22 protein-coding genes and 1 pseudogene are annotated in these 23955 nt (G+C 66.4%); 8 read left to right on the top strand and 15 right to left on the bottom strand.

The genetic code is table 11. The features are described 5' to 3' along the window. Positions 1 to 53: 53 nt before the first annotated feature. Together AO501_RS10960 and AO501_RS10955 are read left to right on the top strand one after the other, a co-directional pair. Entirely contained in the window at positions 54 to 1280 is a 1227-nt protein-coding gene (locus AO501_RS10960; RefSeq protein ID WP_055577738.1) for a cytochrome P450, read from the top strand. After that, positions 1277 to 2434, top strand: a complete 1158-nt coding sequence (locus AO501_RS10955; RefSeq protein WP_055577737.1) for a Zn-dependent alcohol dehydrogenase — start codon at positions 1277 to 1279, stop codon at positions 2432 to 2434. The genes AO501_RS10960 and AO501_RS10955 overlap by 4 nt, the downstream gene beginning before the upstream one ends. Positions 2435 to 2504: 70 nt before the next feature. On the opposite strand, the gene AO501_RS10950 is transcribed toward AO501_RS10955, so the two are convergent. Genes AO501_RS10950 through AO501_RS10930 form a run of 5 tightly spaced genes read right to left on the bottom strand, consistent with a single transcriptional unit; the run spans position 2505 to position 6894 of the window. Continuing rightward, positions 2505 to 3296, bottom strand: coding sequence for an SDR family NAD(P)-dependent oxidoreductase (locus AO501_RS10950; RefSeq protein WP_231752438.1), 792 nt, complete (start codon positions 3294 to 3296; stop codon positions 2505 to 2507). Further along, positions 3293 to 3775 carry a VOC family protein gene (locus tag AO501_RS10945; protein WP_055577736.1) on the bottom strand — a complete coding sequence of 161 codons (483 nt, stop codon included), beginning with the start codon at positions 3773 to 3775 and terminating at the stop codon, positions 3293 to 3295. Before AO501_RS10945 ends, AO501_RS10950 begins: the two co-directional genes overlap by 4 nt. A 21-nt stretch (positions 3776 to 3796) precedes the next feature. Further along, positions 3797 to 4630, bottom strand: coding sequence for an SDR family NAD(P)-dependent oxidoreductase (locus AO501_RS10940; RefSeq protein WP_055577735.1), 834 nt, complete (start codon positions 4628 to 4630; stop codon positions 3797 to 3799). A 12-nt stretch (positions 4631 to 4642) separates the two neighbouring features. Then, positions 4643 to 5863: a cytochrome P450 gene (locus tag AO501_RS10935; protein WP_055577910.1), complete on the bottom strand. Its 1221-nt coding sequence runs from the start codon at positions 5861 to 5863 to the stop codon at positions 4643 to 4645. Positions 5864 to 5874: 11 nt separating this feature from the next. Then, entirely contained in the window at positions 5875 to 6894 is a 1020-nt protein-coding gene (locus tag AO501_RS10930) for an LLM class F420-dependent oxidoreductase (RefSeq protein WP_055577734.1), read from the bottom strand. A 95-nt stretch (positions 6895 to 6989) separates the two neighbouring features. Here AO501_RS10930 and AO501_RS10925 point away from each other — a divergent pair, with 95 nt between their 5' ends. Next, entirely contained in the window at positions 6990 to 8486 is a 1497-nt protein-coding gene (locus AO501_RS10925; protein ID WP_055577733.1) for an acyl-CoA carboxylase subunit beta, read from the top strand. 73 nt (positions 8487 to 8559) lie between these two features. Here the strand turns inward: AO501_RS10925 and AO501_RS10920 are convergent, their stop codons facing one another. Genes AO501_RS10920 through AO501_RS10910 form a run of 3 tightly spaced genes read right to left on the bottom strand, consistent with a single transcriptional unit; the run spans position 8560 to position 11116 of the window. Beyond that, positions 8560 to 9597, bottom strand: a complete 1038-nt coding sequence (locus AO501_RS10920; RefSeq protein ID WP_055577732.1) for a TIGR03857 family LLM class F420-dependent oxidoreductase — start codon at positions 9595 to 9597, stop codon at positions 8560 to 8562. Continuing rightward, positions 9594 to 9971 carry a nuclear transport factor 2 family protein gene (locus tag AO501_RS10915; RefSeq protein WP_055577731.1) on the bottom strand — a complete coding sequence of 126 codons (378 nt, stop codon included), beginning with the start codon at positions 9969 to 9971 and terminating at the stop codon, positions 9594 to 9596. The genes AO501_RS10920 and AO501_RS10915 overlap by 4 nt, the downstream gene beginning before the upstream one ends. Beyond that, the gene (locus AO501_RS10910; protein WP_055577730.1) at positions 9971 to 11116 is read right to left on the bottom strand and encodes a PHB depolymerase family esterase; all 1146 of its coding nucleotides are present in this window, start codon (positions 11114 to 11116) and stop codon (positions 9971 to 9973) included. The genes AO501_RS10915 and AO501_RS10910 overlap by 1 nt, the downstream gene beginning before the upstream one ends. Before the next feature lie 288 nt (positions 11117 to 11404). Here AO501_RS10910 and AO501_RS10905 point away from each other — a divergent pair, with 288 nt between their 5' ends. The 3 genes from AO501_RS10905 to AO501_RS10895 all read left to right on the top strand — a co-directional run bounded on the left by AO501_RS10905 (position 11405) and on the right by AO501_RS10895 (position 14112). Next, positions 11405 to 12022 (top strand): PaaI family thioesterase, encoded by a 618-nt coding sequence (locus AO501_RS10905; protein WP_055577729.1) that lies wholly within the window; start codon positions 11405 to 11407, stop codon positions 12020 to 12022. Between the two features lie 78 nt (positions 12023 to 12100). Further along, positions 12101 to 13738: an acyl-CoA synthetase gene (locus AO501_RS10900; protein WP_055577728.1), complete on the top strand. Its 1638-nt coding sequence runs from the start codon at positions 12101 to 12103 to the stop codon at positions 13736 to 13738. Then, entirely contained in the window at positions 13735 to 14112 is a 378-nt protein-coding gene (locus AO501_RS10895) for a lipocalin-like domain-containing protein (protein ID WP_055577727.1), read from the top strand. The genes AO501_RS10900 and AO501_RS10895 overlap by 4 nt, the downstream gene beginning before the upstream one ends. Here the strand turns inward: AO501_RS10895 and AO501_RS10890 are convergent. Both AO501_RS10890 and AO501_RS10885 read right to left on the bottom strand, forming a co-directional pair. After that, positions 14109 to 15314: a cytochrome P450 gene (locus tag AO501_RS10890; RefSeq protein WP_055577726.1), complete on the bottom strand. Its 1206-nt coding sequence runs from the start codon at positions 15312 to 15314 to the stop codon at positions 14109 to 14111. The genes AO501_RS10895 and AO501_RS10890 overlap by 4 nt on opposite strands. Before the next feature lie 181 nt (positions 15315 to 15495). Beyond that, positions 15496 to 16215, bottom strand: a complete 720-nt coding sequence (locus AO501_RS10885; RefSeq protein ID WP_055577725.1) for a YoaK family protein — start codon at positions 16213 to 16215, stop codon at positions 15496 to 15498. Positions 16216 to 16375: 160 nt separating this feature from the next. On the opposite strand from AO501_RS10885, the gene AO501_RS10880 reads away from it, so the two are divergent. Then, positions 16376 to 17443 carry a YihY/virulence factor BrkB family protein gene (locus AO501_RS10880; RefSeq protein WP_055577724.1) on the top strand — a complete coding sequence of 356 codons (1068 nt, stop codon included), beginning with the start codon at positions 16376 to 16378 and terminating at the stop codon, positions 17441 to 17443. Positions 17444 to 17595: 152 nt separating this feature from the next. Then, a complete protein-coding gene (locus AO501_RS10875) occupies positions 17596 to 17844 on the top strand; it encodes a hypothetical protein (protein WP_055577723.1) in 249 nt (82 codons plus the stop codon). 51 nt (positions 17845 to 17895) lie between these two features. On the opposite strand, the gene AO501_RS10870 is transcribed toward AO501_RS10875, so the two are convergent. The 5 genes and pseudogenes from AO501_RS10870 to AO501_RS10850 all read right to left on the bottom strand — a co-directional run bounded on the left by AO501_RS10870 (position 17896) and on the right by AO501_RS10850 (position 23898). Then, positions 17896 to 19098, bottom strand: a complete 1203-nt coding sequence (locus AO501_RS10870) for an acyl-CoA dehydrogenase family protein (protein WP_055577722.1) — start codon at positions 19096 to 19098, stop codon at positions 17896 to 17898. 5 nt (positions 19099 to 19103) lie between these two features. After that, on the bottom strand, positions 19104 to 20141 hold the full coding sequence (locus tag AO501_RS10865) for an acyl-CoA dehydrogenase family protein (RefSeq protein WP_055577721.1): 1038 nt from the start codon (positions 20139 to 20141) through the stop codon (positions 19104 to 19106). Between the two features lie 3 nt (positions 20142 to 20144). Continuing rightward, positions 20145 to 20999 (bottom strand): amidohydrolase family protein, encoded by an 855-nt coding sequence (locus AO501_RS10860; RefSeq protein WP_055577720.1) that lies wholly within the window; start codon positions 20997 to 20999, stop codon positions 20145 to 20147. Beyond that, positions 20996 to 22615, bottom strand: a pseudogene (locus AO501_RS10855) (acyl-CoA synthetase). The gene AO501_RS10860 and the pseudogene AO501_RS10855 overlap by 4 nt, the downstream one beginning before the upstream one ends. An 8-nt stretch (positions 22616 to 22623) precedes the next feature. After that, the gene (locus AO501_RS10850; RefSeq protein ID WP_055577909.1) at positions 22624 to 23898 is read right to left on the bottom strand and encodes an amidohydrolase family protein; all 1275 of its coding nucleotides are present in this window, start codon (positions 23896 to 23898) and stop codon (positions 22624 to 22626) included. Positions 23899 to 23955 lie beyond the last annotated feature (57 nt).

The raw sequence follows: 23955 nt of genomic DNA, 5'->3' as shown, positions 1-23955 counted from the left end.
CACTGTCCTGCCCGCGTGCCCGGGCAAACTCGGTTGCTCAGGGAGGAGCGCTGATGACGGTCAGCACCGACCAAGAGGGTGCGCCCGTCGCGCTCGACTTCACCGGCGAGAACAGTCCGTACCCGTTCTTCGAGTACATGCGCCGCACCGACCCGGTCTGGCACGGCGGGCTGATGGATACCGAGCAGGTGCCGGAGGAACTGCGACCCAGCGACGAATGGGTCTTCTTCGGCTATGACGACGTGTTCCACGGCTTCCGCGACGACGCGACGTTCACCTCCGCCAAGTACGACGAGACAATCGGGTTGGTGATGGGCCACACCATCCTTGCGATGGGCGGCAAGGAGCATCATGACCACCGCAGCCTGGTGGCCAAGGCCTTCCGGGCCACCGCCCTGGAACGCTGGGAGCCGTCGGTCATCGGACCGGTGTGCGACCAGCTCATCGACGAGATCAAGAAGGACGGACACGCCGATCTGGTGAAGGCACTGACCTTCGAGTTCCCCACCCGGATCATCTCCGAACTGCTCGGGCTGCCGCGCGAAGACCTGGACATGTTCCGTCGACTGTCGATGGATCTCATCTCGATTTCGACCGACATCATGGCCGGCCTGACCGCGGCCGGCGAGTTGCACGGTTACTTCCTCAACCAGGTCGAGCAGCGTCGCCGCAAGCTCACCAACGACATCATCGGCGACCTGGTGGCCGCCGAGATCGACGGCGAGAAGCTGACCGACGAAGCCATCATCGCGTTCTTGCGGCTGCTGTTGCCGGCAGGGCTGGAAACCACCTATCGCTCGTCCGGGAATCTGCTGCACGCGCTGCTGACCAACCCCGAGCAGTTGGAGATGGTCTATCGGGACCGGTCGCTGATCCCGGTGGCGATGGAGGAAGGCCTGCGCTACGAGACCCCGCTGACCATGGTCATGCGCACCACGACCCGCGAAATCGAACTGGGCGGCAAGACGATTCCGGCCGGCGCACAGATCGACATGTGTATGGGGTCGGCCAACCGTGACGAAACCCGTTGGAAGGACCCGAATTCCTTCGACATCCGCCGCCCGCGGCAGGCCCACATCGCCTTCGCCGGCGGCATTCACATGTGCCTGGGCATGCACCTGGCCCGGCTGGAGACACGGGTGATGCTCAACAGCCTGTTCGACAGAGTCCAAGATCTGCGGTTCGTCCCCGACGACGGCACCGGCGTCGAGTCCAAGATCGTCGGACTGGTCTTCCGCTCTCCCAACAAACTTCCCGTCACCTTCAGTCCCGCATCATGAAAAGCCGCGCGGCGATCCTGCACGGTATCGGCGGACCCTGGTCGGTCGAGGACTTCGAACTGGACGCGCCGCGGGCCGGCGAGGCCCTGGTCGAAATGGCCGCGGCGGGGTTGTGTCACTCCGACGATCACATCCTCAAGGGCGACATGTCGGCGCCCAACGAGGTGATGAAGGCCCTGGGACTGCCGACCATGTTCCCGATGATCGGCGGCCATGAGGGTTCGGGCGTCGTGCGCGAAGTAGGCCCCGGCGTCACCGATTTCGCGGTGGGTGACCACGTGGTGATGTCGTTCGTCGCCGTGTGCGGGCAGTGCCGTTGGTGCGCCAGCGGCATGGAGTACATCTGCGATCAGGGCATGGGCACCATGATTCCGGGCATGCCGACCGACGGCACCTTCCGTCATCACACCGCCGACGGTAAGCCGCTGGGCCACCTGGCCAAGGTCGGCGCATTCGCCAAACACACTGTGGTGTCCGTGAATTCGTTGATCAAGATCGAGCGCGACCTGCCCCTGGTGCCCAGTGCCCTGCTGTCCTGCGCGATCCCGACGGGGTATGGCTCGGCCGCCAACCGGGCCGGGGTGCGCGGCGGCGACACCGTCGTCGTCATCGGGGCCGGCGGCATCGGCACCGGCGCGATCCAGGGTGCCCGCATCAACGGCGCCGCGCAGATCATCGCCGTCGATCCGGTGGAGTTCAAACAGAAGTCGGCCCTGCAGTTCGGCGCTACCCACTCCGTCGCGTCGGTGGCCGAGGCCACCGACCTGGTGCGCGGCCTCACCTATGGGGTGATGGCGGACTCGGTGGTGGTGTCGCCGTCGCTGATCACCGCCGACGACGTACGCGATGCGGTGGCGCTGACCCGCAAGGGCGGGACGTGTGTGCTCACCGGCATGACTTCGCAACTGACCCATTCAGTCAATATCAACCTGCAGGACTTCATCCTGATGAACAAGACGTTGGCGGGCACCATCTTCGGCTCGTGCAACGGCAAGGCCGACATCTCCCGGCTCGCCCGGCTCTACCAGACCGGTCAGCTGCAGCTCGACGAGATGATCACCAGGCGCTACCGTCTCGACGACATCAACCAGGCCTACGCCGACCTGTTGAACGGTGAAATAGTCAGGGGCGTGATCGATTACGGGCTTTCGTAGGCCCCGTCGCCGATTGTGAATATGGCGACGCGACACGCCGCCGGGGCGTCGTGGCGTTCACGCTCGCGGGCTAGGAGTCGTTCGCCTGCTGCTTCGCCTTGTGCAGTTCCTGTAGCTTCTTGAGCCGCATCAGCTTCTCCACCTGACCGTAGGCGTCGATCGGGCTGTGCAGCGACAGCCCGCCGTCGGCGTGCAGCACTTGGCCTGTCACCCAGGACATTTCGAGGACCCCGACGATCGCCTGCGCCACGTCGCCGGGTTCTCCCAGCCGGCGCAGCGCGGTGCGCTTGGACATCCCCTCCACCCAGGCGGGCCACTTCTCGGCGTCGGGGAGCATCGGGGTCCGGGTGACGCCGGGCCCGACGGCGTTGACGCGGATGCCGTGCACACCCCACTCGACGGCCGCGACCTTCACCAGCATGTCCAGGCCGGCCTTCGATACGCAGTAGGCCCCCATGTCCCGGTCCGCGACGGTGCCGCTGATGCTGGAGACGACCACGATCGAGCCCTGGACTTCGGCGTCGACCATGGCCTGGGCAGCCGCCCGGATGGTGTGAAAGGTGCCGGTGAGATTGACGGCCAGCACCCGCTGCCACTCGGCCGGATCGATGGCCAGCAGCAGACCCGACGAACCGATACCGGCCGAGGCCACCACCCGGGTAGGCACCCCGTGCTCCCGGACGGTTTGCTCCATCGCCGCCTGCACTGCGTCGAGATCGCTGATGTCGCAATCGATGTCGCCTCCGGCGACGTCCCACACCACGACGTCGTGGCCGGCGTCGCGCAACATGGCGGCAGCTTCTCTCCCGATGCCGGACCCGCCGCCGGTCACCAGGGCCACCGAGGCGCCGGTGGCGCTCACGCCGCGGGTCCGATCAACTCGACCAGCACTCCGTCCGGCGCGGTGATCACCGCCATGGGAACGGTCTTGCCCGCCGGGGCGGGCATGGTGATCTGGCGGACGCCGTCGGTGAATCCCAGGTCGGCCAGCGCAGACAGGGTGGCGTCCACCTCGCGCTGCAACGACAGCAGAAAGAAGCCGTGCCGGGGCCCGGAGTACTCACTCGGCGCCTCGCCCGCGCCGGACAACTCCACCAACTCGACGATGCCGCCGTCGGGCGCCTGCGGGTCCCCCAGGAAGATCGATCTCAACTGATCCGTCTTGGCTCCGAACAACTCTGGCCAGTCGCCGGTGAAGGTGTGGTCGAACAACTCGGTCAGCCCCAGCCCGTCCCGCCAGAAGCGCAGCGAACGCCCCACGTCGGCGGTACAGATGGCGGCGTGATGAACACCCAGCACGAATTCCCCTTCCGGTAGCGCAACCAGTATTACCGCCCCCACGGCGACAGCCCGACAGCGACCCTAAGTCCTAGACAGCGCGGCCAGCGTGCGATCCCACAGTTCGCCGGCCAGGACGGGGTCGTACGCCGCGCGGTTGGCCTTGGCGACCTTGTGCTTGGAGTAGTACTCCCCTGGCTGCCAGTCGACACCGGGAGCGCTCGAGGCCAGCCAGACCAGCTGTTCGGCCCCCTGGTCCACGGTGGCCGTGAATCGCGCCGTCACCGGAACATAGTTCTTCATGAACAGCAGGAGCCGCGAGCCTGAGGCATCGCCGAAGTTGGAGTTGACGTAGCCGGGATGGAAGGTGGCCGCCGACACGCCGCTGTCATGGTAGCGGCGATGTAATTCCTTGGTGAACAACACGATTGCCAGTTTGGTAAGCGCGTAGGCGATGCCGGGCCGGCGCTCGGCGGTGTGCTCGAGGTCGGAGATTGTGACTTTCGGCAGCAGCCGTTGCGACGAGCTGGTGGTGTTGACGACGGTCGCGCGGGAGTCGGCGAGCATGTCCATCAACTGCGTGGTGAGCAGGAATGGTGCCAGGTAGTTGACCTGATACGTCTTCTCCAGGCCGTCGGCGGTCATCTCGAGCTCTCGGCACATGCCACCCGCGTTGTTGGCCAGCACGTCGATTCGTGAGTACTCGCAGCGGATCTTGTCCGCCAGCGCCCGCACCTGCGACAGGTCGGCGAAGTCGGCCACGTGGTAGTCCGCGCCGAGTTCCTGTGCCACCGCGGTGGTCTTGCTCTGCGAGCGGCCCACTACGACAACGTGTGCGCCGCCGCGGGTCAGCTGCCGCGCGGCCGCGGCGCCGATGCCGTCACTGGCGCCGGTGATGACGATCGTCTTACGCGTCATATCGAAGGCATCCTAGGACAGCGAATACCGGACCGGCAGGTGCTTGAGACCCCCGACGAACGTCGCCGCGACCAGTTGCGGATCGCCGGCCAGCTCGATGGACTTCAGCCTGGGCAGCAACTCGGTGAAGAAGCTGCCCACCTCCATTCGGGCCAGTGCGGCGCCCATGCAGAAGTGCACGCCATATCCGAAGGCCACATGTTTGTTGGGCTCGCGTCCGACGTCGAAGCGGAACGGATCGTCGAACACGTCCTCGTCCCGATTGGCCGACACGTACGACAACAGCACCGATTCGCCGGCCGCGATCGGGACTCCGCGCACCATGGTGTCGGCGGCGGCGGTGCGCATGAAATGCCGGACCGGGGTGACCCACCGGATCATCTCCTCGGTGGCACGCGGCATCAGGCCCGGGTCGTCCCGCAGTCGCCGCAGCTGGTCCGGATTTTCCAGCAGCGCATGCAGCCCACCGGAGATGGTGGCGCTGGTGGTGTCGTGACCGGCGGTGGCCACGATCAGGTAGTAGGACACCGTCTCGATATCCGACAGCGGTTCGCCGTCGATGCGGGCATTGGCGATCGCGGACGACAGATCCTCCGTCGGGTTCTCGCGGCGCGCGGCTGTGACGCCGTTGAAGTAGCTGAACATGTCCAGCAGGGCCGGCAACTGGTCTTCGGCCGTGGTGCCGCGCCTGTACTCGCTGTCGTCGCTGCCGAACAGCTCCTGGGTCAGCTTGAGCATGCGAGGGAAGTCCGCCTCCGGTATGCCGAGCAGCGACATGATCACGTAGAGCGGGAAATTCACCGCGACCTCTTGGACGAAGTCACATTCCGGGCCGGCCGCCATCATCTTGTCGACGTAGATCCTGGCCAGCTCGTCCACGCGGATCTTCAGCGCGCGCATGGCTTTCGGGCGGAACCAGTCCGAACCGATGGCTCGCACCACCCGGTGTTGCGGGTCGTCGAGATGGATCAGGGTGCGCACGCCGGAGGCGGCCTGCAGCTCGTCGCCCTCGATGGTCGCCAGCACCGGCCGGGGCCAGTTGGTGAACAGCGCGTTGTTGCGCTCGATGTCCATGACGTCGGCGTACTTGGTGATCGCCCAGAACGGCCGGTAACCCGGCACTTCGACGCGGCACACCGGCGCGTCGGCCCGCAGCCGGGTGAGGGCCGCGTGGAGCCGTTGTTCATCGGTGTAGGCCTGTGGGTCGGCCAGCAGTCTGGCAGCCTCTTCCATCGTCGGTGCGCTCACTGGCGAAAATCTTTCAACGCCAGACGAATACAGTCCTGCGAGGCGGCGTAGAAAATGGGTAGCACCCGGTCGGCCACACCCTCGCAGCGGGCGCGCAGCGCGGCACCGACTTCGTCGGCCGGGCCCACGACCGCGAACGTGCCGAGGATCTCGTCATCGATCAGCGACCCCATGGCGTCCCACTCGCCTTCCTTGGAGAGGCGGTGCAGTTCGTCATGCAGGTCACCCCAGCCGTGCACGTCGAGCACCTTGCGGTAGGCGGGCGTGGAACCGTAGAACGCGATCTGTTTGCGGGTGGCCGCCATGGCGGTTTTCAGCTCGTCCTCGTTGGTGCCGGTGGCGACCATCACCTCGGCCGACACCTCGAAGTCGCCGCGTTCACGACCGGAACGCGCGATGCCGCGCTGCAGGATGGGCAGGGTGACGTCGGTCAGGTAGCGCTTGGACACCATGGGGTGCCCGAGATGCCCGTCGGCGACCTCGCCGCACATCTCGGTCATCGCCTCTCCGACGGCGGCGAGATAGATCTTCGGCAACGCATACGGGTGCGGCTCGGGCGTGAACATCGGGGTCATGATCTTGTGCGTGTAGAACTCGCCCTCGAACCGGAGCTTCGTGCCGTCTTTCCAGGCCGACCAGATCGCCTGCAGGGCGGTCACGAACTCGCGCATCCGCCGGGCCGGGTGACTCCACGGCATGCTGAACCGCTTCTCGATGTGGGCCTGAATCTGGGTGCCCAGCCCCAGGATGAACCGTCCCTGCGAATAGGCCTGCAGGTCCCATGCAAGGTTGGCGACGGTCATCGGGTTACGGGCGAACGCCACCGCGATATTGGTGCCCAGCTCGATGCGCGCGGTGTGTTCGGCGGCCAGCAACAGCGGCAGGAACGGGTCGTGGCTGGTCTCGGCGGTCCAGCCGCCGTCGTAACCCTGTTCTTCCAGGGCGCCGGCCGCATCGACCACCCGGTCCAGCCTGTTGGGTATGCCACCGTCGATCTTGAGGCCCCCGAGCACCATGAGGCAAAAGCTACAGTAAGCGATTCGGTAGGGTCAACGTCAGCGCGGCGCTACAGTGAGCCATCGACCGCTCGGCAACGAGGGAGACCGCAGACATGGCCAACTCTCAGGACTGGCAGGAGACGCTCGACGATCTCGACCGTCGCCGCCGGCTCTCGCGCGGCATGGGCGGCTCCGAGCGCCTCGACAAGCACCGCGGCAAGGGCAAATTGGACGCGAGGGCGCGCATCGAGCGACTCGTCGATCCGGGTTCGTTCCGGGAAATCGGCACCCTGGTCGGCGGTGACGTCGCCGCCGACGCGATCGTCACGGGTTCGGGCCTGGTGCACGGAAAGCCGGTGCTGGTGGGGGCCGAGGACTTCACGACGCTGGCCGGAAGCATCGGCCCGGGAGGCAATTCGAAGCGTTACCGGATCGCCGAACTGGCGGTGCGCGACCGGGTTCCGCTGGTGATGCTGCTCGACGGCGCGGGTTTCCGGCCCACCGGTGGGCACTACGGGCGCACGCCCACCGATTTGCTGGCCCAGACGCAGTGTTCGGGGCGGGTGCCGACGGTCGCCGCGGTGCTGGGCCCGTCGGCCGGACACGGCGCGCTGGTTGCCCCGGTCTGCGACTTCCGGATCATGAGCCGGCACGGCACCATCTTCACTGCCGGGCCACCAGTGGTGAAAGAATCCACCGGAGAGGACATTTCGAAAGAAGACCTGGGCGGGCCGGACGTTGCGCTGCCCAGCGGGGTCATTCACAACGTCGCCGAGGACGACGAAACCGTGCTCGACGAGATCCGCCGCTACCTGTCGTACTTTCCGTCCAGCGCCTGGTCCTACCCGGCCGGACTGCCCGCCGACGAAACGACGGGGCCACGGCCGACCCCGGAGTTGCTCAACATCGTCTCCCGCGACAATCGCCGCGTCTACGACATGCGTGCGGTGCTCGACGTGGTCTTCGACCGTCCCGACTGGTTCGAGGTCCAGCCGTCGTTCGGCAAGGCGATCATCTGCGCACTGGCGCATCTGGGCGGGCATCCGGTCGCCGTCGTCGCCAACCAGCCGCAGGTGCTGGCCGGTTCGATCGACGCCAATGCCGCGGACAAGGCCGCGCATTTCATCCTGGTCGCCGACTCCTTCCATCTGCCCATCGTCTTTCTGGCCGACAACCCGGGCATGCTGCCCGGCAGCCGCTCCGAGCGCACCGGCGTATTGCGAAGCGGCGGGCGGATGTTCGCGGCGCAGACGGCCGCGACGACGATCAAGTTGCATCTCACGTTGCGCAAGGCCTACGGCTTCGGCTCCATGGTCATGTCGTTGCTTGGCTTCGACCACCAGTCCGCCACCTTCGCCTATCCGGGCGCCACGATGGGAGCCATGAGTGCCGCTGCCCTAAGCCGCGCCTCCCACGCCGGTGAGGACCTGACCGCCAAGCTGCGCGACGCCGAGTTGCAGGCTTCCTTCCGGTCTGCCGAGGGTTTCGGTTTCGACGAACTCATCGACCCGCGGGAGACCCGGGACGCGCTGCTGGCCTCGCTGCAGCGCGCGCTGTACGCGCGGCAGGTGGCCGCCGAGCCGGTCACCCGCACGGTGATCCTGCCCTGATTGTGTACCGCGAGCAGACGCGAACTCGCACGATTCCTTCGGAATCCGTGCGAGTTCGCGTCTGCTCACAGGGCTAACTGCGGTAGGCCGCGACCACCGGTTCGAGCTCGTCGGGCGTGGCGCCGTGCAGAATCACCGCGTCGGCGCCGTAGTCGAACTCGCGCCGGATCCGCTGGGCGCACTGCTGGGCCGAGCCCGTGGCCGACGGCTCCAGCCATTCGTCGGGGATCAGCGTCGCGATGTGTTCGATCTGTTCCGCTGTGGCCTTGTGATCGATTCCCCCGGCGATCGACGTGACCACCGAGTCCTCGCGGAATCGTTGCAGCACAGCAGGATCCCAATTGTTGGTCCGCACCATCAGGTCGCCGTAGCCCTGCAGGTAGGTGGCCAGCCGGGCGACGGTCTTCTTCAGCCGCAACGGCTCGGGCAGGTGGTCGCCCACCGTCGCGAAGCACGACCACACCCGCACGCTGTCCGGGTCGCGGCCGGCCTTCTCGGCCGCGGACTTCACCGTTGTCACACAGCGCTGCAGCGTCTCGGGCGTGAAGTAGGTGTGCAGAATGACATCGTCGAACGCGCGCCCGCCCAGCGCCAGTGTCTTGGGACCGAAGGCCACCAGCGCCAGGCGGATGTCCTCGTCGAAGTCCCGGTCCAGAAACAGGATGGGGTACTTGCCCATCGGCCCGTCGTGGTTGAAGATCACCTCGCCGTGCCACAACCGGCGCATCACGTGGGCCCAGTCCTCCATCTGCGCCGTGGTCACCGCGGGTATGCCGAACGCCCCGTAGATCGCGGCGATGCCTCGACCGATCCCCAGCGTGAAACGTCCACCGGAGAGGCGGTGCATGGTGGTCGCCCACGATCCGGTGATCAGGGGATGGCGGGTGTTGTGATTGGTTGCGGCAGTGGCGATCTGCATGCGACTGGTCACCGCGCAGGCGGCCCCGACCAGAGACGACGCCTCTTTGACGTTCCAGCGTTCTGAGATGAACGCGGTGCCGAAGCCCAGTTCTTCGCCGCGGCGCGCCTCGTCCATCAGGCTCGCCGGCCCCTCACCCCCGGCTCCGGCCAGCAGGTAGTAGCCCAACTCCTCGAGCACCCGTTCAGTCACTTCCAAACCCCTTGCTGGTAGCCGCAATTCCAGACCTCGGCGATCCGGCCGCCGACGACGCGGAACACCTCGATGCTGGCCACGTTGGTTTCGGCGCCGTTGGCCATGATGGTCGAGTCGTAGACGATGGCGACGTGCTCGCCGTCATCGCCCGCAATCACGATATTGAGGTCGAAGCGCAGCGAGTCACATACCTGCCACATGTCGGCGACACGTTGCACCGCCTGATCGTGGGTCAACGTCTGGGACGCATCGACGCCGTGCCGAATGACGTTGTCGGCGAATAATTCTTCGGCGAGCCGCAGGTCACGTTCGTTCCAGACGACGAGGTTGTAGAGCTCCACCACCTCGCGCGGGGTGCGCACCGCGCCCATCAATCGGCCGTCCGCAGCGCCATATCGTCTCTGACCTCACGCAGGAAGCGCTCGGAAACGGCCTGCACGCGGCGGGAGAACACATGGCTGACATGGCCGCCCCCGTACCAGTGCAATTGACCGCCCCACTTCTCCTGCAACATCAGGGCCGGTTCGAGCATCGCCATCCGGTCGTGGCGCGCGGCCACGATCAGCCGGCGCTGCGGCGGGGGCGCCGGGTCAGCCATCAGCGGGTCGATCACCGTCGTGAGTTGGGAGACTACTTCCGACCGCAGCAACCGCCGGTACTCGCCGTGCGCCGACCCCGAGCGTCCGAGGTGTCGCGCGATCATCGAGTTGAGCCCCAGGATCGGCGTATACAGCGCCACCGCGTCGACGTCCCGCTCGAGGTGCGACACCAGCGCGGCGACCGGGCTGCCCATCGAAACTCCGGCCACCACAACCGCGCTGGCCTGCCGCCGCGCCCAGCGCACCACCGCGCGGATCTCCGAGACCGACCGCATCATGCCGGCGACGTTGCCCAGGGGATCCATGTCCGGATAGCTCGGCCAATAGCCCCGACGGCTTCCGTGGCCCGGCTGGATGGGCATCGCGACGTTGTAGCCGAGCCCTCGGTAGATACGGTCGATGCGCGACATCAACATGTCCTCGGCCCCGCCCTGGCCGGCGCCGTGTATCCACACGAGCCAGGGCCGACGGCCATCCGGACCGGGTGAGCGGTGCCGGCACAGATGCACCGCGGCCCGGGACGGGCCGCCGAAGCCCGCGTCGACCAGCGTCCGCGGCAGCACGGGGTCGTGCTCGAAGGACATCCGCTCGTAGTGCAGCCCGGCGATCCGGTGGCGCCGGATGGACCGTACCCGCAACGGAGCCGGTTCGGCGTGCGCACCGTCGATGCCGAGCGCCGACAACTCCTCAGCCGCCGCGACACATGCGTCCAGCGATCGGATGTTGCGCGGCGTGCTGCCCCCGAGCACCGAAAACCCGGTCAGCACAAGTTCGTCCAGAAAGACTTCACCGAACTGGCGCACACCTCGCGCGGTCGCAGGGCCCGACCGCGTCGATTCGTTGAAGCCGGCCACTGTCCGTGGCAGCACCATGCCGAGTTCCCGGGTGATCCCCAGCCCACGCATTGCCCACGACATGACCGATCACCTACCTCAGCGTTGAAACCGGTGTAGCCGGCGAGTAGTGCCGAGCTGCTGAAATCTATACTGTAACGACTTTAGTATCAGACGGCGGGAGGTCTCCGGCATGAGGGTTCCGTTCACCTGGAAGGCCACCGGCGGGTGTGCGCCGCTACCGAAGTCGGCCCGAGGGTGCTACGACCTGCCGGCGACGGCGTCCGCATGAAGCTCGCGCATGCCCGGTGGCCCCGACGCCGTGATCACCACCACCGACCGGTTGCTCGAGGCCTGGGCTGAAGGGACGCCATGACACACACAGCCAGCGAGATCCAGGGCGGTTTCCCCGACGTGCGGCCACTGGACGCGCCACCCGGGCTGGAGCGCTACATCACCGCCCTGCGCCGGTTGCAGGACCTGACCGTCTCCACCAAACCGGACGCCGCGGCGTGGGACGCGGCCAGTGAGCAACTCGAAAGTGCTTGCGTCGTATTGGAGTCCCATCGGGCACCCGAGGTCGAGGTGCCGGCCGGGCGGGTCCTGGAGATCCCCGGACTGGGTCATCCCCTGATGCCACCATGGACACTCACCGAGATGAGGTCCGACGGAGTCAGCATGCACGGACACTTCACCGCCTCCCACGTCGGCGGCAACCACGCGGTGCACGGCGGCATGATCCCGTTGTTCTACGACTGGCTGTTCGGCATGGTGGTCACCGGCGCGGACATCCGTCCCACCCGCACGGCCTACCTGCATGTCGACTACCGCAAGATCACGCCGATCGACGCGCCGCTGACCGCTCACGGCCGCATCGACCGAATCGAGGGTCGCAAAGTGTTCATCACCGCGAGCATGACAAGCTCCGATGGTGCGGTACTCACTGAAGCGAGCGGGCTGATGGTCCGCCTGCTCCCCCACCAACCGTAATGGCGCGAGCAGACACAAAATCGCACCCGTCGGGGCCCACGCGTGCGATTTTGCGACTGCTCGGCAGGAAGGACTCACGTGCCTGAATTCACTGTGCCGGAGGTCGCGGCGGCGGTGGCCGCCGCGGTACCCGATCGCGAACTGGTGATCCAGGGTGACAAGCGCTTCACCTACGCGCAGATCATCGAGCGATCGAACCGGCTGGCCGCCTACCTGCACTCGCGGGGGCTGGGCTGCCACACCGAGCGTGTCGATCTGCCCGGCCACGAGGCCGGCCAGGATTTGCTGGGCCTGTACGCCTACAACGGCAACGAGTTCGTCGAGGCGCTGTTCGGCAGCTTCGCGGCGCGCGTCGCTCCGTTCAACGTCAACTACCGCTACGTCAAGAACGAGCTGCTGTACCTGTTGTCGGACTCCGGGGCGACCGCGCTGGTGTACCACGCGGCATTCGCGCCACGGGTGGCCGAGGTGCTGCCCGAACTGCCGAACCTGCGGGTGCTGATTCAGATCGCCGATGACTCGGGCAACGAATTGCTCTACGGGGCAGTCGATTACGAGAGCATAGTGTCCAAGCCCGCCGACCCGCCGCCGGTGCAGCACTCACCCGATGATCTCTACGTGCTCTACACCGGCGGCACCACGGGCATGCCCAAGGGCGTGCTGTGGCGCCAGCACGACATCTTCATGACCTCCTTCGGTGGCCGCGACCTGATGACCGGGCAGTTCGTGACGTCCGTCGACGAGGTGGTGGCGCGGGTGAGCGCCGGTCCCGGCACCAAGGTCATGGTGTTGCCGCCGCTGATCCACGGTGCCGCGCAGTGGACGGTGATGATGGCGGTGAACACTGGACAGACCATCGTCTTCCCCACGGTGGTCGATCATCTGGACGCCGACGACGTGGTCCGCACCATCGAGCGTGAGGGCGTGGCGGTGGTGTCGGTGGTCGGCGACGCCATCGCCCGCCCGCTGGTCGCCGCGATCGAGAAAGGTATCGCCGACGTATCGTCTCTGTTCGTCGTCGCCAACGGCGGCGCCCTGCTGACGCCCTACGTCAAGCAACGCCTGATCGACGCCCTGCCCAACGCCATGATCGTTGACGGAGTCGGGTCTTCGGAAACCGGCGCCCAGATGCACCACCTGTCGACCTCCGGTGCGGTGTCGACCGGCACGTTCAATGCCGGGCCGGACACATTTGTTGCGGCCGAGGACTTTTCGACGATCCTGGCCCCAGGGCACGACGGCATCGGCTGGCTGGCGCAGCGCGGCTATGTCCCGTTGGGGTACAAGGGCGATGCCGTCAAGACGGCTGCGACGTTCCCGGTGATCGATGGCGTGCGGTACGCGATTCCGGGTGACCGTGCCCGCCATCACGAGGGCGGGCACATCGAGTTGCTGGGACGCGATTCGGTGACCATCAACTCCGGTGGCGAGAAGATCTTCGCCGAGGAGGTCGAGACGGCGATCGCGTCGCATCCCGCGGTGGCCGACGTGGTGGTGGCCGGCCGGCCCAGCGAGCGCTGGGGCCAGGAGGTGGTCGCCGTGGTCGCACTTGCCGAAGGCGCCGGCGTCGAGGCCGAGGAACTGGTGGCTCATGCCGGGCAGTCCCTGGCCCGCTACAAGCTGCCCAAGGCCGTGGTGTTCCGCAGCGTGATCGAGCGCAGCCCGTCGGGCAAGGCCGACTACCGGTGGGCGCGCGAGCAGGCGCTCAACCCGTGACCCTGCGGCAGGCGCTGCCCGGCGGTTGGCGGCTGGAGTCCTTCGTATCCCGGCGTGACACCGGCCCGGTCCGTCACCCGTTCGGTGACCAACCCTCCGGTCTGATCCTCTACACCACCGACGGCCACATGTCGGCGCAGCTGACGCCCGGTCCAGGCCACGAATTCGTCTCCTACGGAGGACGATTCGAGGTCGACGAGGCGGCGGGAACGGTTACCCACCATGTGCTGATCGCCACGATGCCGGAGTTGTTGCTGCAGCCCCAGATTCGGCACGCACAGGTCGAGGGCGACCGTCTGACGCTGTCGGCTCGCGTCACCTCGGCCGACGGCGGCTCCACGCACAGCACGCTGGTCTGGCGCCGCGACCGCTAGCGCGACACCCGCACCGGAACGTGGCTCCAGCCAGCCACATTCTGCATGTTCACCCGTTTGCAGCCGGCCCAGTCGACCTCGTAGCGCGGCATGAAGTCGAGCATCCGGTCCAACGCGATGGTGCTTTCCAGCCGCGCCAGCGCCGCACCCAGGCAGCTGTGGATGCCGTAGCCGAGGCCGAGGTTCTGCGCTTGCGTGCGGTCGCGATCGATTTCAAAAGTGTCGGGATCGTTCCACGCCAACGGATCTCGGTTGGCGGAGGCTCCTACCAGGAATACCGGTTTGCCCGCCGGGATGGTGGCACCGTGCAGCGTGACCTCGCGCGTCGAGCGCCGGACGTTGTACTGCGCGGGCGCCTCGTATCGGAGCAGTTCCTCGACCGCGAGCGGGATCTTGGAGCGGTCGTCGAGCAGCTTGCGCCACTGGATCGGATACTTGGCGAACACCACAGCGGCGTTGCCGATCAGCTTGGTCACCGTCTCCGCGCCCGCACCGCCCAACAGAGTTGCGAATTCCGTGATTTCGACATCGCTCAGCGGACCGGTCTCGCCGTTGTCGCGTTCGATCTCCGCCTCGATCAGCCTGCTCAACAGATCGTCGCCGAGATTTTTGCGTCGCTGTCTGGTGAGCCGGTAGTAGTAGACGGCCATGTCGACGGCCGACTTCTGTCCGGTCTCGCCCATCTCGACTTCGCCGGGCCCGCGGTGCAGAAGGTCGTCGATCCACAACCGGATCTGCTGCCGGTCCTGTTCCGGCACACCTTGCAGCGTGGTCATCACGTCGACGGGAAACAGCGCCGTGAAGTCCTGGACGAAGTCGAAACCACTCGGGTCCACCGCGGCCAGGTAGGTGTCGACGACGTGGGTCACCAACGGCCGCAGCGCCTGGATGGCCCGCGGGGTGAAGACCTTGTTGAGCAGTCCGCGCATGCGGCGGTGGGCGGGCGGGTCCATGGCGATGATCGAACCGTGCTCGGTCACGTGGCCTTTGCGCACCTGGGCGAGATCCACGCCGTAAGCCGACGAGTACGTCGCGTAGTCCTTGAACGCCGCGGCCACGTCTTCGTGGCGGGTCAACGCGTAGAAGTCGTACTGCCGGCTGTAGTAGACAGGGGCTTCGTCGCGCATCCGTCGGTACGTCTCGTAGGGACTGTTGAAGAAGTCCTCGGAGAACGGATCGAAAACCACCGTGGCAGTGGTCATTAACGCTTCATCTCCCGCTCGGCCCATTTACGGTAACAATTACAGTAATACGAACAGGTGACTGCGGAAAGCCGAGCAGACACAAGCTCGCACCGGGGCCCGCGCTCCAACGCGATTATGCGACTGCTCGCGCAGGGCCAGGCGCTTTACCTGCCGGCTCGCGCGGGAAATGAGCAACCGCCTAGTTACCTGCTACAGGCTGCGGTGCATGCTCGTTGACGGCTCGGTTCTGCATTAGGTACGCGCCGCCCAGAGCCAGGCAGATCCCCGCGGGGATCAGCAGCGCATATCCCCCGAATCGGGCGCCGGCCAGTATCCCCACCACGCCGCCGCCCAGGAACAGCAGCAGCGTCACCGCGAGGATCGCGGCCTTCTCCCTGTCGATGCCCTGTTTGCGGCTGCGGCCGATCATCAGACCGAGATCAGTGATAGTACCGGTGAAATGCGTTGTGCGGACAGCCATTCCACGGAAGCTGGAGGTCAGGCCGTTTTGCAGACCGAGCGCGGCCGCGGCCAACAGCGCCTGTACCCCGGTGCCTACAGCGGTTTCCTCCACCCCGGCGGCGGCCAGCAACAGCAGTGTCGCCTGCATCGTCAGCACCGCGGCGTGACGCGCGCCCAACGCAACTCGGCTTGACGTGACCAGCGCGCCTGCAACGGCCGAGCCGAGCAGGAAGCCCAGCAAGATGGCGATCAGCACGTGGCTCTGGTACCGCCACGGGTTGGCGGTGTCCATGCCGAGTTGGGTGGTCACACCGGTGAGGTTTCCCACCGGCACCGCCAGGATCATGATCGCCACCGCATTCACCAATCCGGCGTTGAACGCCAATGCCGCGCAGAAACCGAGCAGCCGCCCGTGCGGAGTCGGCGGGCTGCTTTCCTGCGCGGCATCGTTGGACATTCGTGTTCCTCCCCTGTGAACCGTTACGAACGCTGGTCAGCGCTGCCGGTGGCCTGACCTCCATGCTGGGGCGGCGGCCTTGGAGGATCCTTGGACGATTCCTGGCGCGGCACAGCGAAATTGCCGGTGTGGACGGGCGCCGCGGCGGGAACCGGATGGTATGGCCCGATCTGACGCCCGTGACACACCGCAGGTGGAGCGCAAACACGCGCCCGACCCCGACGACCCGAGCAAACCGGATTCCCCGGACGACCTGACCAGGGCGTCCTGGTTGTTCGTGCTGCGCAAGACCGCGTATGAGTTCAACAAAGATCAATGTCTCGATCTGGCCGCCGGACTCACGTACTACGCGGTGCTGTCACTCTTTCCCGCGCTCCTGGTGCTGGTGTCGCTGCTCGGCGTCTTCGGCGAGGGCCGCCGCACCACCGACGCCCTGCTTGAGGTGGTGGCCGGGGTGGCTCCGGCCTCGGCGGTCGACATGTTGCGCCAACCGATTCAGCAGGTGGTCGACAATCCGTCGGCCGGCCTGGCGCTGATTTTCAGCGCGCTCGCCGCTCTGTGGTCGGCGTCCGGGTATGTCGGCGCATTCGGGCGCGCGATGAACCGGGTCTACGAGATCGGCGAAGGCCGCCCGGTGTGGAAGCTGCGGCCGCTGCAGTTGGTGCTGACGCTGGGTGGTCTGGTGCTGGCCGCCGCGGTGGCTTTCATGCTGGTGGTCAGCGGTCCGGTCACTGAGGCCGTCGGACGGGCCGCCCACGTGGGGAGTGCCGCCCAGACAGCGTGGGCGATCGCCAAGTGGCCGGCCATACTGGCGATCGTCACGCTCGTGGTGGCGATCCTCTACTACGCCACACCCAACGTCCAACAGCCGAGGTTCCGCTGGATCAGCATCGGTGCCGCGGTAGCCATCTTGGTGTGGGCCGCCGCCTCGGTCGGGTTCGGTTTCTATGTCAGCCACTTCGGCAGTTACAACAAGACCTATGGCGCACTCAGCGGCGTCATCGTGTTCCTGTTGTGGCTGTGGATCACCAATCTCGCGCTGTTGTTCGGCGCCGAACTCGATGCCGAACTGGAGCGGGGACGGCAACTGCAGGCCGGCATCGAGGCCGAACACGAATTGCAGCTGCCTCCCAAGGACACTCGCGTACTCCTGAAGAACGAGGCCGCCGAGCGCAAGGACGTCCGGCGCGGCCGGTGGTTACGGCGCACCCGCGGACAACGCGAATAACAAGGACGTCGCGGGCACGCGGAAGCACTCAACGCCGGGTTCGTGGTAGATCCGCCGGATATCCAGAAGACGATCGGCCAGCGCAGCAGAAGCCGTTGCACGGTGCAACGCCGGTGCCACCGCGGCTGCTCCCGTCGTCTACCGTCGAAGCTATGGCCGAAATCTCGGGAAAAGATCGAATCGACGACGTCGCGCCGGGCGACGTCATCGCCGTCGACCGCGGATCGGGTGAAAAGCCCTACAAGGTGGTGTTCAAGGACGCCACTGACTCCGGGTACGTCATCACGCTCGAAGGCGACAATGGTGAAACGTTCCAGATCGACCTGGCGGCCGGCACCGCCGTCACGAGGTCACTGGAATCGAAGTGGGAGTCCGTCCAAAGCCCCACCTCGCACACCTGACCACCCGCGAGCAGACGCTAACTCGCATAAAAGTCAGCATTTTCATGCGAGTTAGCGTCTGCTCGCCACAGGAGCCGCGGGAGGTGAGTAGCTCGGCTTGCCGAGGCCCAGTACGTGCTGGGCGATCATGTTGCGGAACACCTCCAGCGTGCCGCCGTAGATCCCCGCCAGCGGAGCGAAGCGGTACAGGTATTCCGACGTCCCGTGATCGGCGGCACCGTCGGTCTCGAAGGGCAGCACTGAGGCCGGCCCGGCGATGTCCATCAGGTCCGGGCCGATGTCGCGCATAGTCTGCGCCTGCGCCACCCGGCCGAAGATGCTCGGAGTCGACAGAGCCGCCTCCAAGCGAGCGGCGCTGCGCCCCAACCGATATGCGACGGATCCGTCGTCGATCGGGCACGTACCGCTCGCGTCGGGTTGTGCGACGCGGGCGGCCACGGCGTCCAGTGCCGCGGACATGAACCCGGTCTGATGCTGCATGATGGCAACGTCCTGCAACCCGTCCGGCGCGGCTGCGACGGCCCCGTGTTCGGCGTCCAGTGGCCCGCGCAGCACCGTCCAGCCCCCGTTGACCTCACCGAGCAGATATTTGTCGTCGACCCGGACGTCGCTGTAGTAGACGATGTTGGTCCGGTCGCCGTCGACGGTGCGGATGCCCTGGATCTCGATGCCCGGCAGGTCGAGGGGAACCAAAAACATGGTCAGGCTCTTGTGCTTTCGCGCATCCGGGTCGGTGTTGGTGATGAGGAAGACGTACTGACAGTTGTGCGCACCGGTGGTGAACATCTTCGAGCCGTTTATCACCCACTGGTCGCCATCCCGCAGCGCGCGCGTCTTACACGTCGCGATGTCCGAGCCGCCCTCGGGTTCGGTGTAGCCCAGGCACATTCGCACCTCACCGGTGAAAACCTTCGGCATCACCTCCGCAACGAGTTCGGGTTTGCCGAAGGCGGCGACGGCCCGTGCCACCATGGCCGTGGTCCCCCACGTCACCCAAGGGGTATGGACACGGCGCTTCTCCAATTCCCAGATTCGGCGACGGACCCGGGTGAAACCGCCGTCGGACAACGGCTTCCACTCCTTTTCCAGGTAACCGGCCGCGCCGATCGCCAGATGTACGCCCTCATCGAAATTGTCACCGGTTTCGCGGTCACGCCGTCGGACCTCGTCGGTCACGTGTTCGGCCAGGAACGCGCGGACCTCGGAGTGAAAGGCCTGGTCATCGTCGTCGAGTTCGACAAGGCTGAAATCCATTGCCGCTACGCGCTTTCCCGCTCGGCCACGATCCGTCCCACCTGCCGGGCCGTGAGGCCCAGATCGCCGCCGGCCAGGGCCCAACCCCGGGCCCGGACCAGATAGGCCGTTGCGGCCGCCTCCACCGAGACTCCCAGTCCGCCCTGGATGTGTACCGCCATGGTCGCCGCCTTCGGCGCCTCCTCGGCCATGAACACGAATGCACACCCCGGCAGTTCGGGCCGCTCCCCGGGTTCGTTGTCGAGAAACCACGCCGCGCGGCGGGCGAGGTTGCGGCCGCCCTGAACGGCGATCGCCATGTTGGCCAGCGGGTGCGAAATCGCTTGCAGCGTCGAGATCGGCACTCCGAGGGTGTAGCGCGACTTCGCGAACTCGGCCGCGATCGTCATCGTCTGCTCGACCAGACCGGCCAGAGCCGCGGCGGTCAGCACCCGCCACTCGTCGATAGCCCGGCGGTACTCCTTGACGGCCTGCGAACCCGAACCCAGGACGGTGCGCGAATCGGCTGTTCCCGGATCAACCCAGGCCATCGGCAGCTGGCCGAGATTGGAGACGCGCTCGGGCCGGGTGGCGAAACTGACCAGGAGCACCTGGTCGCCGTCGCACACGATCAGACCGTCGGCGACCGCCGCGGACGGAATGAGGCGCCGGCCCGCAACGGGTTCCGGGGCGATGTCCAGGCCCAGAATCCGGTTGCCGTCGACCGCGTCTGACGTCACGGCACCGAGCCGCTCGGCGAGCCGCGCCGCACAGACATGATCGATCCACGGCACCGGTGCCAGCGCCCGCCCCAGTTCCTCGGCGACCAACGCCAGGTCCACCAGCGTCGCCCCGTCACCACCGGCGTGCTCACCCACCGCCATCGAGGTAGCGCCCATGGCGCACAAACGCTCCCAGAGGCTCTTGTCGAAACCGGTCTCCTGGGCTGCCCATACCGTCTCGATCGGGCAATGGGTGTCCAGCAATTGGCGGTAGGCGGCCTGCAGAGCCTTGTGATCCTCGGTCAGGCTGTAGTCGATTCGGCGTAGTTCGTAGCGATCCATGCGTTAGCGCTCCTGATCTGTGTCGGCGCCGAAGAAGAACTCACTGGCGTTGTTGTAGAGGTAGTTGTCCAGGACATCGGCAGGAAGGTCCAGGGCGCGGGCCTCCGGCACCACCCGGTGCTGACGCAGCACCGGCCAGTCGGAGGCGAAGATAACCTTGTCCGGTCCGCGGGTGCGCATGAAGTGAATCAGGCTGTCCGGCAATCGCTTCGGTGACCATGCCGAAGTCATCAGCCGCAGGTTGCGGTATTTGATCAGCATCCGGATCGCGATGTCCCACCACGGGTCGGCACCGTGGATCATGCACAACTTCAGTTCCGGAAAGCGCACGCACACCCGGTCGAGGTGGATCGGGTTCTGCACCTCGCCGGGGATCGGCGGTCCGGGCAGGCCGGTGTTGACACACAGCGGCAGCTCGATCTCTGCGCACTTGGCGTACAGCGGGTAATACACGGCATCGCTCGGCGGATATTGGCCGTCGGCCCAGAAACTGGGTCCGACCACCGCATAGGCCACCGGCAGGTCGGCCGCCACCGAGGTCAACTCCCGCAACGACCTGACCGGGCGCAGCAGGTTCATCCCGCCCATGGCCAGCGCGAACCGGTCGGGCCGTTCGTCGACGAACTTGCGCGCGGTGACCGACGGTTTGGCCAGGTTGTCCATCAGGATGGCTTTGCGCACCCCGTGTTCGTCCATCTCGTCGAGCAGCGCGGCGAGATCGACGGGGTCGAACATCGACTGCGGCCCCTTGAAGTAGTCGTCGCGCACCTTGTTCATGAATTCCGGCTGGGTCTCCGTCTCACCGAAATGCACGTTGACGAGGCAGTCGATGACCGGCCGGGCATAAGGTGACGTCATTGCTGCACTGTCCTTGCGCTGCTGGCGGTTTCGGCGTGGCACGCAGCCCACCGGTAGTCGGCCTTGCCGTTGCCGAGCCGACGTACCCGGTCTACCACGATAAAGGCCTTGGGCACCTTGAACCCTGCCAACTTCGCCGCGCAGTGCGCACGTATTGCGTCGGTGTCGGCCTCGCCTCCGTCGCCCGGCTCGACCAACGCGACCACCTCCTGCCCCCACCGCTCGCTGGCGCGACCCACCACCAGCGCATCGGCAACCGCGGAGTGCGCTCGCAGCACCTCTTCGACCTCTTCGACGAACACCTTTTCGCCGCCGGTGTTGACCACCAGCGAATCCCGGCCGAACAGGCGCAGCGTGCCGTCAGCCTCCAGTGAGGCACGGTCGCCGGAGATCACCACCCGCTGCCCCGCCACGACCGGGAACGTCTTGGCCGTCGCGGCCTCATCGGCGAAGTAGCCCAACGGAATACGGCCGGTGCGGGCCACCCAGCCGATCTGCGGCTCGCCCGGCTCGAGGAACCGGCTGTAATCCTCGGCCAGCACCAGACCGCCGGTCCGGATGGTGAAGGTGTGTGCCTGGGTGCCGCGCCGGCTGTGCCCGAAACCCATGTTCCCGGTTTCCGAGGACCCGTAGCCGTTGATCACCGTGATATGCGGCAGGTAGTTCAGCAGCGCCTGCTGGTGACGGACATTGGTCGCCGCTCCGCCGGTGCCGATCGCGAACAGGGCGGACAGGTCATAGCTGCGCCGCCCGAGTTGGTCGGCCAGGGGCCCCGCGTAAGCGTCGCCCACCATCGTCATCAGGCCGACCTTCTCGCGTTCGGCGATCTCGAGCACCGCCGCCGGATCGAACTTGCGTTGCGTGTCGTAGAGGACGGCCGTCTGCCCGGACAGGATCGCGGAGAACGCGGTCCACAGACCGGCGGCGTGCATCAGCGGGGACACCGCGAACCAGGGTGCGCCGGCGCGCTGCGCCCGCTGGTGGATCTCGTCCACTCCCGCGTGGTCGTCACCGTTCATCGACGCGACGTACATGTCGGCCTACCGCCACAAGACGCCTTTGGGCCGGCCGGTGGTGCCGCCGGTGCAGATCATCAGCAGATCGTCCGGTGACGGCGTGCCGAGACGGCCGGAATCGCCCTGCGCCAGCGCCTCTTCGAGCCTGACGGCGCCGTCGAGTTCTGGAACCTCGCTGCCGTCGTCGATCGAGACGAGCAGTTCGACGCCCGCTCCTGCGACCTTGCCGCCGAAGGATCGGTGGTAGATGACCCCGCGCGGCTTGACGTAGGCCAGCAGGTCGGCGACTTCGCGCGGCGTGTAGTAGTGGTTGACGTTGACGGGAACCACCCGCGCTTTCAGGCAGGCAATGACCATGTCGGGGTAGAGGTCGTTGTGCATGACGAGCGCCACCCGGTCCTGGCCACATTCCCAGTTTCCCAGCGCGTCGCGCTCGGTGTGCGCGCCGAAACCCTTGCCGGCCAGGTAGTCAGCGAGGCGGCGGGTCCGGGCTGCCGATTCGGCGAAGGTGCTTCGGCGGGTGCCGCAGACGGTCATCACCCGATCGGGCACGGCCTCGGCGACCGCGTCCAGTACCGCTCCGATGGTCCACTCGCTCATCGGGCTTGCTACACCGACGCGCGCCGCGAGTGCGAATCCGGCGACGCCGCAGCGGCGTGTCGCGTCGCGGAATTCACAGTCACGCCCAGACTGTTCGCGCCCAGTAGGTCAAGAGCGTTGTCGCGCATGACTTTCCGGGTGTCTTCGGCGCTGAACTCCGGGAATTGCGGAATGTCGGCGGTGAAGGACATAGGATCGGCCAGGCCCTCACCGTGCGGCCAGTCCGAACCGAACAGAATCTTCTGCACCCCGATCGTCTCGGCCAGCAACTTCACGTCGTCCTCGTAATACGGCGCGATCCAGACGTTGTTTCTGAGCTGCTCCACCGGGTCCGCTTTGAAATGGTGGGGCGCGGTGTTGGCCGCCTTCTTCAACCGCTTGATCAACCGGTAGACGAAGTAGGAACCGTTCTCGATGCTGGCGACTTTCAGCGTCGGGTGCCGGGTGAAGACCTGATGCACGATCATCGACGCCATGGTGTCGTGGATCGCCCGGTCGTCCAGCAGTACCTGGTCGAGTGGATCCTTCTTGCCGAATCCCTCGAAGGTGGCCTTTCCACCCCACAGCGCGTTGATGGCCAGATAGCCGCTGTCGCTGAGGTGGAACCCGACCGGGACGCCGGCTTCGGCCAGGCGGGCCCAGACCGGGTCGTGCGACGGATCGCCCAGCGAGCGCGGCTTGACCCGGCCCGGCACGGGCGCCGGACGCACCAGCACCATCCTGGCACCCCGACCCAGCACGAACTCGACCTCGTCGACCGCCTGCTGCGGGTCGGCCAGCGAGATGATCGGCGCTGAGATGATCCGGTGATCGGGACGATCGAAGCCCCAGTCCTCATCGAGCCACTGATTGAAGGCGTGCACCGAGGCCATGGTGGCGTCGATGTCGTCTTTGAGGGCTTCCTCGACGCCACAGGCGAAGGTCGGCAACATGAACACCGTCTCGAGATTCTGGGTGTCCATCACCCGCACCCGGGCATCGCGATTCTGGTATTCGGGATGGTTTTCCAGCCGGTCGACCTTCATCAGCGACGCCGGCTCGACGCCGTCGGGAATCTCACCGCGAAACAGCAGATCGAGACAACCCGGCTCGATGATCGGGTCGAAGGTCGGGTTCGGGATGAACTGATTGATCCGCTCCCCGATCACCGCCCAGGTGCGCTTGCCGTCGCGCAGCATCTGCACCCCACGCCGCTTGAATTCCTTCGGCAGGTAACGGGTGAACGAGTCGATCGGTTCGTAGTAGTGATTGTCGACGTCGATCCGGAACTTGTCAAGGCGGATGAGTCCATCGGGTGTTAAGCGGCGGTCGTGTCGGCCTCCTGGGCTGGTGGGTTGATC

The organism is Mycobacterium gordonae (assembly GCF_001417955.2).
Classification (GTDB): domain Bacteria; phylum Actinomycetota; class Actinomycetes; order Mycobacteriales; family Mycobacteriaceae; genus Mycobacterium; species Mycobacterium gordonae_B.
Note: the sequence above shows the minus strand (reverse complement) of the source record. Positions and strands in the feature narration are given on the sequence as shown.